Here is a 12,494-nt window from a genome sequence, read left to right as displayed (position 1 = left end):
TTCAGTTTCCGGAAGGAGATGTGTCAATTGCCTCAGCGGAGCGCGAAACCGTGCCCGCGCTGCCGCAAATCCGCACAACCCTGATTTGCGGAGCCCGACGCCTCACCGCTTGCGGACGAACTCCGTGCGCAGGACGAGGCCCTTGATACCCTCATAGCGGCAGTCGATCTCCTCGGGATTGCCCGTCAGCCGGATCGAGCGGATCACCGTGCCCTGCTTCAGCGTCTGGTTCGCGCCCTTGACCTTGAGGTCCTTGATCAGCGTCACCGAGTCGCCATCGGCGAGGACGTTGCCGGACGCGTCGCGCACCTCCGGCACCGCCGCGGCGGCAGCCGCCAGCTCCGAAGCCGGGCGCCATTCGCCGGTCGCCTCGTCATAGACGTAATCGTCGTCGGCCATCATTCCACTCCATTGAAAAAGCCGCGCGGCGAGCACCGCGCGGCTTGTGAACTTGAACCTGCGCGAGGCTCTCAGCCCCCCAGCGCCTTCTCGATCGCCGATGTCACATTGTCGATCGGCTGCATGCCGTCGATCGCGGTCAGCTGGCCACGCTTCTCGTAATAGGGCGCGACCACCGCAGTGTCGCGGTTATAGGCCTGCAGCCTTGTCTTGAAGACCTCGGGATCGTCGTCCTTGCGCACCGGCTGGCCGGCGGCCTTCGCCTCTTCGGCGCGCCGCACGATCCGGTCGACGAGCTTGCTCTGGTCGACCTTGAGCTCCAGCACCTTGTCGAGCTTCAGCCCCTTGGAGGCCAGCATCTCGTCGAGCGCCTCGGCCTGGGCCAGCGTCCGCGGAAACCCGTCCAGGATGAAGCCCTTCTTGGCGTCCGCCTCCTCGATCCGATCGGCGACGATGCCGATGACGATCTCGTCGGAGACCAGCCCGCCGGCATCCATCACCGCCTTGGCCTTGACGCCGACCGGCGTTCCGGCCGCGACCGCAGCCCGCAGCATGTCGCCCGTCGAGAGCTGCGGAATGCCGTGCTTCTCGACGATGCGTACCGCCTGAGTGCCCTTCCCCGCCCCTGGCGGCCCCAGGAAGATCAGTCTCATCAGCGCTTTGCCCCCCGCAGCTTCGCCTTCTTGACCAGCCCTTCATACTGATGGGCCAGCAGATGCCCGTGGACCTGCGCCACGGTATCCATCGTCGTCGTCACCACGATGAGCAGCGAAGTGCCGCCCAAGAGGATGATCGGAATCTGGGCATAGGAGATCATCATCTCCGGGATCAAGCAGACGATAGTCAAATAGCCGGCGCCGAGCACGGTGATGCGCGTCAGCACGCGGTCGATATGCTCCGCGGTGCGCTCGCCCGGGCGGATGCCCGGCATGAAGCCGCCATGCTTCTTGAGGTTGTCCGCCGTCTCGACCGGATTGAACACGATCGCGGTGTAGAAGAAGCAGAAGAAGATGATCAGCGCCGCATAGAGAATCATGAACAGCGGCCGGCCATGGGCGAGATAGGTGGCGATCGTCGCCAGCGCGCCCGTTCCGCCCGAAGCCTGCGAGAAGCTCGCGATCGTCGTCGGCAGCAGCAGCAGCGACGAGGCGAAGATCGGCGGAATCACGCCGGCGGTGTTGAGCTTCAGCGGCAGGAACGAGGTCTGGCCCTCATACATGCGGTTGCCGACCTGGCGCTTCGGATAGTTGATCAGCAGCCGGCGCTGGGCGCGCTCGATGAACACGACGAAGGCGATGACGACGACCGCCATGACCATCACGCCGAGCAGCAGGCCGGTCGAGATCGCGCCCTGGCGGCCGAGTTCGAGGGTCTGCGCCAGCTGCGCCGGGAACTCGGCGATGATGCCGCCGAAGATGATGATCGACGTGCCGTTGCCGATGCCGCGGCTGGTGATCTGCTCGCCGAGCCAGAGCAGGAACATCGTGCCGCCGACCAGGGTGATGGTGGTCGAGACCAGGAAGAACGGCCCCGGCTCCAGGACGAGATTGCCCGAGCCTTGCAGGCCGACCGCGATCGCCCAGGCCTGGAACAGCGCCAGCACCAGGGTCAGATAGCGGGTGTACTGATTGAGGATCTTGCGACCCGCCTCGCCTTCCTTCTTCAGCGCTTCGAAGCTCGGCACCACGCTGGAGAGCAACTGCACGATGATCGAGGCCGAGATGTAGGGCATGATGTTCAGGGCGAAGATCGCCAGACGGCCGACGGCGCCGCCCGAGAACATGTTGAACATGCCGAGCACACCCTGCTGGGTCTGCTTGAAGAGATCGGCGACCGCGTCCGGGTTCATGCCGGGCAGCGGAATGTAAGTACCGAGCCGGAAGACGATCAGCGCGCCCAGGGTGAACCAGATTCGCTTCTTCAGTTCGTCCGCCTTGGCGAACGCGGCGAAATTCAGGTTTGAAGCAAGCTGTTCAGCCGCCGATGCCATGCGTCCGGTCCTTCGGTGATAGTCAGACAGTCGAACGGCGGCCAGGGCTTCAGGCCCGGCCGCCGTTCGCGTTCAGTCATGTAAGCGTAGCGATCACGCCTGTGAAGCGGCGGCCGTCAGGATCTTGACCGAACCGCCGGCCTTCTCGATCGCCTCGACGGCGGACTTCGACGCACCGGCGACCTCGAAGGCGAGCTTGGTCTTGAGCTCGCCCACGCCGAGGATCTTGACGCCGTCGCGCGCAGCCTTGGTGATCACGCCGGCGGCGACGAGCGCCTCGAGCGTGACGGCACCCTTGGCATCCAGCTTGCCGGCCTCGACCGCCTGCTGGATCCGGCCGAGATTGACCTCGTTCAGCTCGCGGGCGAACAGGTTGTGGAAGCCGCGCTTCGGCAGGCGCCGATAAAGCGGCATCTGGCCGCCCTCGAAGCCGTTGATCGCAACACCAGCGCGGGAGGTCTGGCCCTTGACGCCACGCCCGCCGGTCTTGCCCTTGCCGGAGCCAATGCCACGGCCGACGCGGATGCGCGACTTGGCGGCACCGGCGTTGTCACGGATATCAGTGAGTTTCATGTTCGCCCCTCCTCACTTCGCGTCGACGACGCGGACGAGGTGCTTGACCTTCTCGACCATGCCACGCACGGCCGGCGTGTCCTGCAGGGTCGACTGGCGGCGGATCTTGTTCAGGCCGAGACCGATCAGGGTCTGGCGCTGCGACGCGTCGCGGCGGATCGGGCTACCGATCTGCTCGACGGTGAGGGTCTTCTCGGGCTTTGCCATAGAACCCTCCTCACGCTTCGGCCGCGGCATCGGTGCCGGCATCGCGACGACGCGTCTGCAGGGCCGAGACCTTCAGCGAACGCCGGGCGGCGACGCTGCGCGGGCTGTCCTCGTTCTTCAGCGCGTCGAAGGTGGCGCGCACGAGGTTGTAGGGGTTCGAAGAGCCGAGCGACTTCGACACGACGTCCTGCATGCCGACCGCCTCGAAGACGGCGCGCATCGGGCCGCCGGCGATGATGCCGGTACCGGCCGGGGCAGCGCGCAGCACGACCTTGCCGGCGCCGTGGCGGCCGTGGACGTCGTGATGCAGGGTGCGGCCCTCGCGCAGCGGGATACGGACGAGACCGCGCTTGGCGGCTTCCGTGGCCTTGCGGATCGCCTCGGGAACTTCACGGGCCTTGCCGTGGCCGAAGCCGACGCGGCCCTTCTGGTCGCCGACGACGACGAGCGCTGCGAAGCCGAAGCGACGCCCGCCCTTCACCACCTTGGCGACGCGGTTGATGTGGACCAGACGGTCCACGAATTCGGAATCGCGCTCTTCGCGATCCTGACGGTCACGAGGTTCTCTCGCCATGTCATCCTCTTACTTGCGCGGACCAGGGCCAGGGACCCCGCCGCTCGCTCGAGCGCCCCGGATGGGGCAGCCACTACAATGCGGTGCGCGGAGAACCCACCGGGTTCCCCGCGCACCGCAATTCCTGAACGTCAGAAGCTCAGCCCGCCTTCGCGAGCGGCATCGGCCAGCGCCTTGACGCGGCCGTGATACATATAAGAACCGCGGTCGAAGACCACTTCCTTGACGCCGGCCTTGAGCGCACGCTCGGCAATGATCTTGCCGATCTGCGCAGCCGCCACGACATTCGCGCCCGACTTGATGTCGCCGCGGATGTCCTTGTCCAGCGACGAGGCGGAAGCTAGCGTCACGCCCTTCCCGTCGTCGATGATCTGGGCGTAGATCTGCTTGCCAGTGCGGTGCACCGACAGGCGGGCGCGACCATTGGCAACCGCCTTGATCGCGCGGCGGACGCGGGCCTTGCGGCGCGCAGTCGCAACTGTCTGCTTGCTCATCCCTGCCGTCCTTACTTCTTCTTGCCTTCCTTGCGGAAGATGAACTCGCCAGCGTACTTGACGCCCTTGCCCTTATAGGGCTCGGGGCCACGATACTCGCGGATCTCCGCGGCGGTCTGGCCGACGACCTGCTTGTCGATGCCGGCGACGACGATTTCCGTCGGCTTCGGCGTCGTGATCGTGACGCCTTCCGGGATCGTGTAGTCGACGTCGTGGCTGAAGCCGAGCGACAGCTTCAGAACCTTGCCGGCAACCGCAGCCTTGTAACCGACGCCGTTGATCTCAAGCTTCTTCTCGAAGCCCGCAGTGGTGCCGATGACCAGGTTGTTGATGCGGGCACGCGAAGTGCCCCAGAGCGAGCGGGCGCGCTTGCTCTGCGAACGCGGCTGGACGGCGATGGTGCCGTTCTCCAGCGCGACCGAGACGTCGTCGGGAACCTCGAAGGACATCTCGCCCTTCGAACCCTTGATCTTGACCAACTGGCCGGAAACGTTGGCGGTGACGCCAGCGGGGACCAGAACCGGCCTCTTACCGATACGAGACATTGGATTTCTCCTGATGAGCAGCCGTGCCTGAAAGGTCAGAAGACCTTGCAGAGCACTTCGCCGCCCACGTTCTGCTCGCGGGCAAGGTGATCGGGCATGACACCCTTCGGCGTCGAGATGATGGTGACGCCGAGGCCATCGGCCACGCGCGGCATCGTCTCGACCGAAGAGTAGACACGGCGGCCGGGCTTCGAGACCCGAGAGATCGACCGGATGACCGGCTGGCCCTCATGGTACTTCAGCTCGATGTCGAACTCGGTCCGGCCATTGCCGAACTCGGTCTGGGTGTAGCCGCGGATGTAACCCTCGGACTGAAGCACGTCGAGCACGCGGGCGCGCAGCTTCGAGCCAGGGGTCGAGACGCGCGACTTGCGCCGCAACTGAGCGTTGCGGATGCGGGTCAGCATATCTCCGAGCGGATCGATGATCGCCATGATGCTACCTCCTCACCAGCTCGACTTGACGAGGCCGGGAACCAGCCCCTTGTTGCCGAGCTCGCGCAAAGCAACGCGCGACATCTTCAGCTTGCGGTAGAACGCACGCGGGCGGCCGGTGACTTCGCAACGGTTTCGCACGCGAATGCCGGCGGAGTTGCGGGGCAGTTCGGCCAGCTTGAGGCGAGCGAGGAAGCGCTCGTCCATGGACTGGCTTTCGTCATTGGCGATCGCGAGAAGCCGCGCGCGCCGGCCCGCGAACTTCTTCACGAGCGCCTTGCGGCGGTTGTTATTCTCGACGGAGCTTTTCTTAGCCATCGATGTCTCCTGGTTTCCGCGTATGAGCCGGTCGGCTCACTGCCGGAACGGGAAGTTGAAGTGCTTGAGCAGGGCGCGAGCTTCGTCGTCCGACTTCGCAGTCGTGCAGACGATCACGTCCATACCCCAGACCTGGTCGACCTTGTCGTAGTTGATCTCCGGAAACACGATGTGCTCCTTGATCCCGAGCGCGAAATTGCCGCGCCCGTCGAACGACTTCGGGTTGAGACCGCGGAAGTCGCGCACGCGCGGCAAGGCGATGGTGACGAGCCGGTCGACGAACTCGAACATCTTGGTCTTGCGCAGCGTGACCTTGCAGCCCACCGCCATGTTCTCGCGCAGCTTGAAGCCGGCGATGGCGAGGCGGGACTTTGTGATGACCGGCCGCTGACCGGCGATCAGGGCGAGGTCGCCGGCGGCGTTGTCGACCTTCTTGCGGTCGGCCGTCGCTTCACCAACGCCCATATTGATGACGATCTTCTCGATCGTCGGCACTTCCATGACGTTCTTGTAGCCGAACTCGGCGATCATGGCCGGGCGGACAACGTCCTCATAGTGCTTCTTCATACGCGGCGTCAGGGCCGCCTGCTGATTGTCAGCCATCGATCAGATCCCCCGAACGCTTGGCGAAACGGACCTTGCGGCCGTCATCGAGCACCTTGAAGCCGACGCGGGTCGGCTTGCCGTCCTTCGGATCGGCGACGGCCAGGTTCGACAGGTCGATCGTGGCTTCCTTGCTGATGATGCCGCCCTCGGACTGCGCCGTGGCCTTGGTGTGCTTCTTCACCAGATTGACGCCACGCACGACGGCGCGGCCGTCCTTCGGCAGGACCTGGAGGACTTCGCCATCCTTGCCCTTGTCGCGGCCGGCGAGCACGACGACCTTGTCGCCCTTCTTGATTTTCGCAGCCATTACAGCACCTCAGGAGCGAGCGAAATGATCTTCATGTGGTTCTTGGCGCGCAGCTCGCGCGGAACCGGTCCGAAGATACGGGTGCCCACAGGCTCCTTCTGGTTGTTGATCAGAACGGCCGCATTGCGATCGAACCGAATCACCGAACCGTCCGGACGCTTGACGTCCTTGGCCGTGCGAACGACGACAGCCTTCATGACGTCGCCCTTCTTCACGCGGCCGCGCGGGATGGCTTCCTTGATGGAGACCACGATAATGTCGCCGATGCGGGCATAGCGCCGCTTCGAGCCGCCGAGAACCTTGATGCACATCACGCGGCGGGCGCCGGAATTGTCGGCGACCTCGAGATTCGTCTGCACCTGGATCATGGCCTTGATCCTTCCATTCCATATCAGCGCGGTTTCCGGACGAGAGCTTTAGGCTCCGCCCGGACTACGACTGACGGGGGTCGATCGCCCCCTGGCCTCGAAATGACTTTACGCTTTCGGCGCGCCGTCGAGCACAACCCAGCTCTTCAACTTAGAGATGGGCTTGGATTCCTCGATCCAGACCTGATCACCGATCTTGGCCACCTCGCCCTCATCGTGGGCGTGGTAGTTTTTCGAACGGCGAACCGTCTTCTTGAGGAGCGGGTGCGTATACCGCCGCTCCACCTTAACCACAACAGTTTTGTTCTGCTTGTCGCTGACGACGACGCCCTGCAGCACGCGCTTCGGCATGGTCTAACTCCTCAGGCGCTCGCGGCGACGGTCTTGGACCGCTGCAGCGTCTTGATGCGGGCGATCTCCTTGCGGACCTCGGTGACGCGCGAGGTGTTCTCGAGCTGGCCGGTGGCGCGCTGGAAACGCAGGTTGAACTGCTCCTTCTTGAGCTTCAGGAGCTCTTCCTGGAGCTGGTCCGTGCTCATCACCTTGAGATCGGAAAGGCGTTGCGTTGCTTTCATGTCGCCCTCCTTACTCGGCGATGCGCTGGATGAAGCGGGTCTTGATCGGGAGCTTGGCCGCCCCGAGACGCAGCGCCTCGCGGGCGGTGTCCTCGGCGACGCCGTCGATCTCGAACATGATCCGGCCCGGCTTGACCTTGGCCGCCCAATACTCGGGCGAGCCCTTGCCTTTACCCATGCGGACTTCGGTCGGCTTCTTGGAAACCGGCACGTCAGGGAACACGCGGATCCAGACGCGGCCGGCGCGCTTCATGGCGCGAGTGATGGCACGACGGGCAGCCTCGATCTGACGGGCGGTGATGCGCTCGGGCATCATCGCCTTCAGGCCGAACTGGCCGAAGTTGAGGTCCGTGCCGCCCTTGGCGGCGCCGGAGATGCGCCCCTTGAACTGCTTACGGAATTTAGTGCGCTTTGGTTGCAGCATGGCTCTTCTCGATCAGCCTTACGCAGCCTGCTCGCGACGTTCGCGACGCTCACCACCGGAGCGGCCGCCCTCGTCCGAGAGGCGCTTGTCCTGGGCCATCGGGTCGTGTTCCAGGATCTCGCCCTTGAAGATCCAGACCTTGATGCCGCACGTCCCGTAGGTCGTGAAGGCGGTGCCGACACCGTAGTCGACATCGGCGCGCAGCGTATGCAGCGGCACGCGGCCTTCGCGATACCATTCCAGGCGCGCGATCTCAGCCCCGCCGAGACGGCCCGAGCAGTTGATGCGGATGCCCTCGGCGCCCAGACGCATGGCCGACTGAACGGCCCGCTTCATGGCGCGACGGAAAGCGACGCGTCGCTCGAGCTGCTGGGCGATCGAGTCGGCGACCAGGGTCGCGTCGATCTCCGGCTTGCGCACCTCGACGATGTTGATGGTGACGTCGGCGTTCGTCAGCTTCATCACCGCCTTGCGGAGCTTCTCGATGTCGGCGCCCTTCTTGCCGATCACCACGCCCGGGCGAGCCGAGTGGATGGTGACGCGGCACTTCTTGTGCGGGCGCTCGATGATGATCTTCGAGACGGCGGCCTGCTTCAGCAGCTTCATGAGGGCGGCGCGGATCGCCATGTCCTCGTGGAGCAGCTTGCCATATTCGCCCTTGTTGGCGAACCAGCGCGAATCCCAGGTCCGGTTGATGCCGAGACGAAGGCCGATCGGATTGATTTTCTGACCCATCGTTCTCTCCTCAGGCCTTGGCCGCCTGGACTTCGCGCACCACGATCGTGATGTTGGCGAAGGGCTTCATGATGCGGGCGCCACGGCCGCGGGCGCGGGCGTGGAAGCGCTTCATGACCAGCGCCTTGCCGACGAAAGCCTGGGCGACGACGAGATCGTCGACGTCGAGATCATGATTGTTCTCGGCGTTGGCGATCGCGCTCTGCAGGCACTTGCGCACATCGGTCGAGATCCGCTTGCGCGAGAACTCGAGATCGGCGAGCGCGGTCGAGACCTTCTTGCCACGGATGAGCTGGGCGAGAAGATTCAGCTTCTGCGGGGAGACGCGGAGGTTGCGGGCAACCGCAACCGCCTCGTTCTCAGGCAGCGCACGGGGGGCGGAGGGCTTTCCCATGGCTTACTTCCTCTTCGCCTTCTTGTCGGCAGCGTGGCCGTGGAAGGTGCGGGTCGGCGAGAACTCGCCGAACTTGTGACCCACCATCTCCTCGGACACGGCGACCGGCACATGCTTGTGGCCGTTGTAGACGCCGAACGTCAGACCGACGAACTGCGGCAGGATCGTGGAGCGGCGGCTCCAGATCTTGATGACTTCCTGCCGGGTCGCCGAACGGGCGACCTCGGCCTTTTTCAGAAGGTATCCGTCGACAAACGGACCTTTCCAAAGCGAACGCGCCATGACGGACCTCAGTTCTTCTTCTTGCGGGCGTGACGGCTCGACACGATGAAGGTGTCGGTCCGCTTGTTCGAGCGGGTCTTCTTACCCTTGGTCGGCAGACCCCAGGGCGTGACCGGATGACGGCCGCCCGAGGTGCGGCCTTCACCGCCGCCATGCGGGTGGTCGACCGGGTTCATCGAGACGCCACGGTTGTGCGGACGGCGACCCAGCCAGCGCGAGCGCCCTGCCTTGCCGTCGTTCGTGTTCATGTGGTCCGGGTTCGAAACCGCACCGACGGTCGCATAGCACTGGCCGCTGATCAGGCGCTGCTCGCCGGAGTTCAGACGAACCACGACATAGCCCTGGTCGCGACCGACGATCTGGGCGTAGTTGCCGGCCGAACGCGCGAGCGCCCCGCCCTTGCCGATCTTCAGCTCGACATTGTGGACGATCGTGCCGATCGGCAGCGAGCCCATCGGGGCGGCGTTGCCGGGCTTCACGTCGACCGAGTCGCCGGAGATCACGGTGTCGCCGACCGCCAGGCGCTGCGGCGCCAGGATGTAGGACTGGACGCCGTCGGTATAGGTGATCAGCGCGATGAAGGCGCTGCGGTTCGGATCATACTCGATCCGCTCCACGGTCGCCGGCATGCCGGCCTTGCCGCGACGCTTGAAGTCGATCAGGCGCAACGTGCGCTTGTGGCCACCGCCGCGGAAGCGGACGGTGATGCGGCCGTTGTTGTTGCGGCCGCCCGAGGACGACTTGCCCTCGGTCAGCGCCTTGACGGGCTTGCCCTTGTAGAGCTCGCTGCGGTCGACGATCACGAGCTGGCGAAGGCTCGGCGTGACCGGCTTGAAATGCTTCAAAGCCATGTTGTCGATCCTCTCTTACAGGCCCGTGGTCACGTCGATGGAGTGACCTTCTTCGAGGGTCACGACCGCCTTCTTGACGTCCGAGCGCTGGCCGAGCCGGCCCCGGAAGACCTTGACCTTGCCCTCGGTGACCAGCGTGTTGACGCTCTTCACCTTGACGTCGAACAGCTTCTCGACCGCCGCCTTGATCTGCGGCTTCGTCGCGGTCTTGGCAACCTCGAAAACGACCTTGTTGTGCTCGGAGAGCATGGTCGCCTTCTCGGTGATCACCGGGCTGACGATGACGTCGTAGTGCCGCGGATCCATGTTCTTGGACTGGCTCATTTGAAGCGCGCCTCCAGCGCATCGACAGCCGAGCGCGTCAACACGAGCTTGTCGCGACGCAGGATGTCATAGACGTTGATACCCTGAACCGGCAGGACGTCGACGTTCGGGATCGAGCGCGCGGCCAGGCCGAAGTTCGCATCGATCTCGGCGCCGCCGATCACCAGCGCGCTCGACAGGTCGAGCTTGCTGAAATGGCCGAGCAGGATCTTGGTCTTCGGCTCTGCGAGCTTCGCATCGTCGATGATGATCAGGCCGGCATCCTTGGCCTTGGCCGAAAGCGCATGGCGCAGGGCCAAGGCCTTCACCTTCTTCGGCAGGTCGTGCGCGTGATCGCGCACCACCGGCCCGAAGGCCTTGCCGCCGCCGCGGAACTGCGGGGCCGAAGCGGCGCCGTGGCGAGCGCCGCCGGTGCCCTTCTGCTTGTAGATCTTCTTGCGGGTGCGATCGATCTCCGAGCGGCCCTTGGTCTTGTGCGTACCGGCCCGACGCTTGGCGAGCTGGTAGCGAACCATGCGGGCGAGCAGGTCGGCGCGCGGCTCGAGGCCGAAGATCGCGTCCGAAAGCTCGACGGAACCGGCGTTACCGCCTTCGAGAGTGGTGATATCGAGCTTCATCACGCGTTCTCCTCAACCGTCTCGGCCGCAGGAGCCTGGGCGTCGCCACCGGCGACCTTGAACTTGCCCGGAAGCGGAGCGTCCTTCGGCAAAGCGCGCTTGACCGCATCGCGGACATGGATCCAGCCACCAGCCACGCCGGGGACCGCGCCCTCGACCAGGATCAGACCGCGCTCGACATCCGTCTGGACGACGCGCAGGTTCTGCGTGGTCACGCGATCGACACCCATATGGCCGGGCATCTTCTTGTTCTTGAAGGTCTTGCCGGGATCCTGGCGACCGCCGGTCGAACCGATCGAGCGATGCGAGATCGAGACGCCGTGCGTGGCGCGCAGACCACCGAAGTTCCAGCGCTTCATGCCGCCGGCGAAACCCTTACCGGTGGTGGTGCCGCTGACATCGACGAACTGGCCGACGACGAAATGGTCGGCGGTGAGCTCGGCGCCGACCGGGATCAGCGCGTCGTTGCTGACGCGGAACTCGACGAGCTTCTGCTTCGGCTCGACCTTGGCGACGGCGAAATGGCCACGCTGCGCCTTCGAGACGTTCTTGACCTTGGCCAAGCCCGACCCGAGCTGCACGGCGACATAGCCGTTCTTCTCGACCGTGCGATGCGCGACAACCTGGCAGTTGTCGAGCTTCAACACCGTGACCGGGATATGCTCGCCGGCATCGGTGAAGATGCGGGTCATCCCGACTTTCTGTGCAATCACACCGGAACGCATCGGTGCACACCTTCCCTTGGGGTCATGTCCATCCGGGAAAGCACCCGGAAACAGAGGACCCGATGATGGATCAGAGCTTGATTTCGACGTCGACGCCGGCGGCGAGATCGAGCTTCATGAGGGCGTCGACCGTCTGCGGGGTCGGGTCGACGATATCGAGAACCCGCTTATGGGTCCGCATCTCGAACTGCTCGCGCGACTTCTTGTCGATGTGCGGCGAGCGGTTGACGGTGAACTTCTCGATCAGCGTCGGCAGCGGGATCGGGCCGCGAACCTGGGCGCCAGTCCGCTTCGCGGTCGAGACGATCTCGCGAGTCGAAGCATCGAGGATGCGATGATCGAACGCCTTGAGGCGGATCCGGATATTCTGACCGTTCATGGTCTTGTTATCTCCGTGACGTGAAAAGGCGAAGGCCCGCAAAGGGCCTTCGCCCTCAGATCAGCCAGCGTTACGCGAGGATCGTTGCGACGACGCCGGCACCGACGGTGCGGCCGCCTTCACGGATGGCGAAGCGCAGCTTCTCTTCCATCGCGATCGGCACGATCAGGTGCACTTCCATCGAGATGTTGTCGCCCGGCATCACCATCTCCGTGCCTTCCGGCAGGTGCACCACGCCGGTCACGTCCGTCGTGCGGAAGTAGAACTGCGGGCGGTAATTGGTGAAGAACGGGGTGTGGCGCCCGCCCTCTTCCTTGGTCAGGATGTAGGCCTCGGCCTTGAACTTGGTGTGCGGCTTCACCGAGCCCGGCTT

General features: G+C 64.6%; 25 protein-coding genes. All 25 read right to left on the bottom strand.

Going from position 1 to position 12,494, the window contains the following annotated elements:
• Window positions 1-102: 102 nt before the first annotated feature.
• Complete coding sequence (locus tag ACWGRX_RS25565; protein ID WP_452119843.1) at window positions 103-399, bottom strand: alkylphosphonate utilization protein; 297 nt, start codon at window positions 397-399, stop codon at window positions 103-105.
• A 71-nt stretch (window positions 400-470) separates the two neighbouring features.
• The gene (locus tag ACWGRX_RS25560) at window positions 471-1,052 is read right to left on the bottom strand and encodes an adenylate kinase (RefSeq protein ID WP_452119842.1); all 582 of its coding nucleotides are present in this window, start codon (window positions 1,050-1,052) and stop codon (window positions 471-473) included.
• Window positions 1,052-2,389, bottom strand: coding sequence for a preprotein translocase subunit SecY (secY, locus tag ACWGRX_RS25555; RefSeq protein ID WP_452119841.1), 1,338 nt, complete (start codon window positions 2,387-2,389; stop codon window positions 1,052-1,054). Before secY ends, ACWGRX_RS25560 begins: the two co-directional genes overlap by 1 nt.
• 93 nt (window positions 2,390-2,482) lie before the next feature.
• Entirely contained in the window at window positions 2,483-2,962 is a 480-nt protein-coding gene (gene rplO, locus ACWGRX_RS25550) for a 50S ribosomal protein L15 (protein ID WP_291641544.1), read from the bottom strand.
• Window positions 2,963-2,974: 12 nt separating this feature from the next.
• Complete coding sequence (rpmD, locus tag ACWGRX_RS25545; RefSeq protein ID WP_452119840.1) at window positions 2,975-3,169, bottom strand: 50S ribosomal protein L30; 195 nt, start codon at window positions 3,167-3,169, stop codon at window positions 2,975-2,977.
• 10 nt (window positions 3,170-3,179) lie between these two features.
• Window positions 3,180-3,743: a 30S ribosomal protein S5 gene (rpsE, locus tag ACWGRX_RS25540; RefSeq protein WP_066480040.1), complete on the bottom strand. Its 564-nt coding sequence runs from the start codon at window positions 3,741-3,743 to the stop codon at window positions 3,180-3,182.
• A gap of 131 nt (window positions 3,744-3,874) precedes the next feature.
• Window positions 3,875-4,237, bottom strand: coding sequence for a 50S ribosomal protein L18 (rplR, locus tag ACWGRX_RS25535; protein WP_291641550.1), 363 nt, complete (start codon window positions 4,235-4,237; stop codon window positions 3,875-3,877).
• An 11-nt stretch (window positions 4,238-4,248) separates the two neighbouring features.
• Window positions 4,249-4,782: a 50S ribosomal protein L6 gene (gene rplF / locus ACWGRX_RS25530; protein ID WP_452119839.1), complete on the bottom strand. Its 534-nt coding sequence runs from the start codon at window positions 4,780-4,782 to the stop codon at window positions 4,249-4,251.
• A 35-nt stretch (window positions 4,783-4,817) separates the two neighbouring features.
• The gene (rpsH, locus tag ACWGRX_RS25525; RefSeq protein WP_291641555.1) at window positions 4,818-5,216 is read right to left on the bottom strand and encodes a 30S ribosomal protein S8; all 399 of its coding nucleotides are present in this window, start codon (window positions 5,214-5,216) and stop codon (window positions 4,818-4,820) included.
• Between the two features lie 12 nt (window positions 5,217-5,228).
• A complete protein-coding gene (rpsN, locus tag ACWGRX_RS25520) occupies window positions 5,229-5,534 on the bottom strand; it encodes a 30S ribosomal protein S14 (protein ID WP_110489257.1) in 306 nt (101 codons plus the stop codon).
• A gap of 36 nt (window positions 5,535-5,570) precedes the next feature.
• Complete coding sequence (gene rplE / locus ACWGRX_RS25515) at window positions 5,571-6,137, bottom strand: 50S ribosomal protein L5 (RefSeq protein ID WP_291641560.1); 567 nt, start codon at window positions 6,135-6,137, stop codon at window positions 5,571-5,573.
• On the bottom strand, window positions 6,130-6,447 hold the full coding sequence (rplX, locus tag ACWGRX_RS25510) for a 50S ribosomal protein L24 (protein ID WP_066480055.1): 318 nt from the start codon (window positions 6,445-6,447) through the stop codon (window positions 6,130-6,132). Before rplX ends, rplE begins: the two co-directional genes overlap by 8 nt.
• Complete coding sequence (rplN, locus tag ACWGRX_RS25505; RefSeq protein WP_066480057.1) at window positions 6,447-6,815, bottom strand: 50S ribosomal protein L14; 369 nt, start codon at window positions 6,813-6,815, stop codon at window positions 6,447-6,449. Before rplN ends, rplX begins: the two co-directional genes overlap by 1 nt.
• A 108-nt stretch (window positions 6,816-6,923) precedes the next feature.
• Window positions 6,924-7,166, bottom strand: coding sequence for a 30S ribosomal protein S17 (gene rpsQ, locus ACWGRX_RS25500; protein ID WP_066480058.1), 243 nt, complete (start codon window positions 7,164-7,166; stop codon window positions 6,924-6,926).
• Between the two features lie 11 nt (window positions 7,167-7,177).
• Window positions 7,178-7,390 (bottom strand): 50S ribosomal protein L29, encoded by a 213-nt coding sequence (rpmC, locus tag ACWGRX_RS25495; protein WP_291641566.1) that lies wholly within the window; start codon window positions 7,388-7,390, stop codon window positions 7,178-7,180.
• 10 nt (window positions 7,391-7,400) lie between these two features.
• Entirely contained in the window at window positions 7,401-7,814 is a 414-nt protein-coding gene (rplP, locus tag ACWGRX_RS25490) for a 50S ribosomal protein L16 (RefSeq protein WP_291641568.1), read from the bottom strand.
• 18 nt (window positions 7,815-7,832) lie between these two features.
• Window positions 7,833-8,549 (bottom strand): 30S ribosomal protein S3, encoded by a 717-nt coding sequence (gene rpsC / locus ACWGRX_RS25485; protein WP_291641570.1) that lies wholly within the window; start codon window positions 8,547-8,549, stop codon window positions 7,833-7,835.
• 10 nt (window positions 8,550-8,559) lie between these two features.
• Window positions 8,560-8,943, bottom strand: a complete 384-nt coding sequence (rplV, locus tag ACWGRX_RS25480; RefSeq protein ID WP_066480071.1) for a 50S ribosomal protein L22 — start codon at window positions 8,941-8,943, stop codon at window positions 8,560-8,562.
• A 3-nt stretch (window positions 8,944-8,946) separates the two neighbouring features.
• Window positions 8,947-9,225: a 30S ribosomal protein S19 gene (gene rpsS / locus ACWGRX_RS25475; RefSeq protein WP_066480075.1), complete on the bottom strand. Its 279-nt coding sequence runs from the start codon at window positions 9,223-9,225 to the stop codon at window positions 8,947-8,949.
• Window positions 9,226-9,233: 8 nt separating this feature from the next.
• The gene (gene rplB, locus ACWGRX_RS25470) at window positions 9,234-10,076 is read right to left on the bottom strand and encodes a 50S ribosomal protein L2 (protein ID WP_452119838.1); all 843 of its coding nucleotides are present in this window, start codon (window positions 10,074-10,076) and stop codon (window positions 9,234-9,236) included.
• Window positions 10,077-10,091: 15 nt separating this feature from the next.
• Window positions 10,092-10,400 (bottom strand): 50S ribosomal protein L23, encoded by a 309-nt coding sequence (locus tag ACWGRX_RS25465; protein ID WP_291641576.1) that lies wholly within the window; start codon window positions 10,398-10,400, stop codon window positions 10,092-10,094.
• The gene (gene rplD / locus ACWGRX_RS25460; RefSeq protein ID WP_291641578.1) at window positions 10,397-11,017 is read right to left on the bottom strand and encodes a 50S ribosomal protein L4; all 621 of its coding nucleotides are present in this window, start codon (window positions 11,015-11,017) and stop codon (window positions 10,397-10,399) included. The genes ACWGRX_RS25465 and rplD overlap by 4 nt, the downstream gene beginning before the upstream one ends.
• On the bottom strand, window positions 11,017-11,742 hold the full coding sequence (gene rplC / locus ACWGRX_RS25455; RefSeq protein WP_291641580.1) for a 50S ribosomal protein L3: 726 nt from the start codon (window positions 11,740-11,742) through the stop codon (window positions 11,017-11,019). Before rplC ends, rplD begins: the two co-directional genes overlap by 1 nt.
• A 70-nt stretch (window positions 11,743-11,812) precedes the next feature.
• Complete coding sequence (rpsJ, locus tag ACWGRX_RS25450) at window positions 11,813-12,121, bottom strand: 30S ribosomal protein S10 (RefSeq protein WP_043237115.1); 309 nt, start codon at window positions 12,119-12,121, stop codon at window positions 11,813-11,815.
• 70 nt (window positions 12,122-12,191) lie between these two features.
• Window positions 12,192-12,494, bottom strand: a 303-nt coding sequence (locus ACWGRX_RS25445) for an EF-Tu C-terminal domain-related protein (protein ID WP_452119837.1), incomplete at its 5' end; no start/stop codon positions are given.

Source organism: Allobosea sp. NPDC055594, assembly GCF_053618995.1.
This window is presented reverse-complemented; position numbering and strand designations above follow the sequence as displayed.

Excerpts from the sequence above, each read along its gene's own strand:
- rplC (WP_291641580.1), bottom strand. The coding sequence starts at position 11,742 with ATGCGTTCCGGTGTGATTGCACAGAAAGTCGGGATGACCCGCATCTTC.
- ACWGRX_RS25565 (WP_452119843.1), bottom strand. The coding sequence starts at position 399 with ATGGCCGACGACGATTACGTCTATGACGAGGCGACCGGCGAATGGCGC.
- ACWGRX_RS25465 (WP_291641576.1), bottom strand. The coding sequence starts at position 10,400 with ATGAGCCAGTCCAAGAACATGGATCCGCGGCACTACGACGTCATCGTC.
- rplO (WP_291641544.1), bottom strand. The coding sequence starts at position 2,962 with ATGAAACTCACTGATATCCGTGACAACGCCGGTGCCGCCAAGTCGCGC.
- rpsJ (WP_043237115.1), bottom strand. The coding sequence starts at position 12,121 with ATGAACGGTCAGAATATCCGGATCCGCCTCAAGGCGTTCGATCATCGC.
- rplD (WP_291641578.1), bottom strand. The coding sequence starts at position 11,017 with ATGAAGCTCGATATCACCACTCTCGAAGGCGGTAACGCCGGTTCCGTC.
- rpsN (WP_110489257.1), bottom strand. The coding sequence starts at position 5,534 with ATGGCTAAGAAAAGCTCCGTCGAGAATAACAACCGCCGCAAGGCGCTC.
- rpmD (WP_452119840.1), bottom strand. The coding sequence starts at position 3,169 with ATGGCAAAGCCCGAGAAGACCCTCACCGTCGAGCAGATCGGTAGCCCG.
- rplB (WP_452119838.1), bottom strand. The coding sequence starts at position 10,076 with ATGGCTTTGAAGCATTTCAAGCCGGTCACGCCGAGCCTTCGCCAGCTC.
- rplF (WP_452119839.1), bottom strand. The coding sequence starts at position 4,782 with ATGTCTCGTATCGGTAAGAGGCCGGTTCTGGTCCCCGCTGGCGTCACC.
- rpsQ (WP_066480058.1), bottom strand. The coding sequence starts at position 7,166 with ATGCCGAAGCGCGTGCTGCAGGGCGTCGTCGTCAGCGACAAGCAGAAC.
- rpsE (WP_066480040.1), bottom strand. The coding sequence starts at position 3,743 with ATGGCGAGAGAACCTCGTGACCGTCAGGATCGCGAAGAGCGCGATTCC.
- rpmC (WP_291641566.1), bottom strand. The coding sequence starts at position 7,390 with ATGAAAGCAACGCAACGCCTTTCCGATCTCAAGGTGATGAGCACGGAC.
- rplN (WP_066480057.1), bottom strand. The coding sequence starts at position 6,815 with ATGATCCAGGTGCAGACGAATCTCGAGGTCGCCGACAATTCCGGCGCC.
- rplR (WP_291641550.1), bottom strand. The coding sequence starts at position 4,237 with ATGAGCAAGCAGACAGTTGCGACTGCGCGCCGCAAGGCCCGCGTCCGC.
- rpsC (WP_291641570.1), bottom strand. The coding sequence starts at position 8,549 with ATGGGTCAGAAAATCAATCCGATCGGCCTTCGTCTCGGCATCAACCGG.
- rplX (WP_066480055.1), bottom strand. The coding sequence starts at position 6,447 with ATGGCTGCGAAAATCAAGAAGGGCGACAAGGTCGTCGTGCTCGCCGGC.
- secY (WP_452119841.1), bottom strand. The coding sequence starts at position 2,389 with ATGGCATCGGCGGCTGAACAGCTTGCTTCAAACCTGAATTTCGCCGCG.
- rplP (WP_291641568.1), bottom strand. The coding sequence starts at position 7,814 with ATGCTGCAACCAAAGCGCACTAAATTCCGTAAGCAGTTCAAGGGGCGC.
- rplV (WP_066480071.1), bottom strand. The coding sequence starts at position 8,943 with ATGGGAAAGCCCTCCGCCCCCCGTGCGCTGCCTGAGAACGAGGCGGTT.
- rplE (WP_291641560.1), bottom strand. The coding sequence starts at position 6,137 with ATGGCTGACAATCAGCAGGCGGCCCTGACGCCGCGTATGAAGAAGCAC.
- ACWGRX_RS25560 (WP_452119842.1), bottom strand. The coding sequence starts at position 1,052 with ATGAGACTGATCTTCCTGGGGCCGCCAGGGGCGGGGAAGGGCACTCAG.
- rpsS (WP_066480075.1), bottom strand. The coding sequence starts at position 9,225 with ATGGCGCGTTCGCTTTGGAAAGGTCCGTTTGTCGACGGATACCTTCTG.
- rpsH (WP_291641555.1), bottom strand. The coding sequence starts at position 5,216 with ATGGCGATCATCGATCCGCTCGGAGATATGCTGACCCGCATCCGCAAC.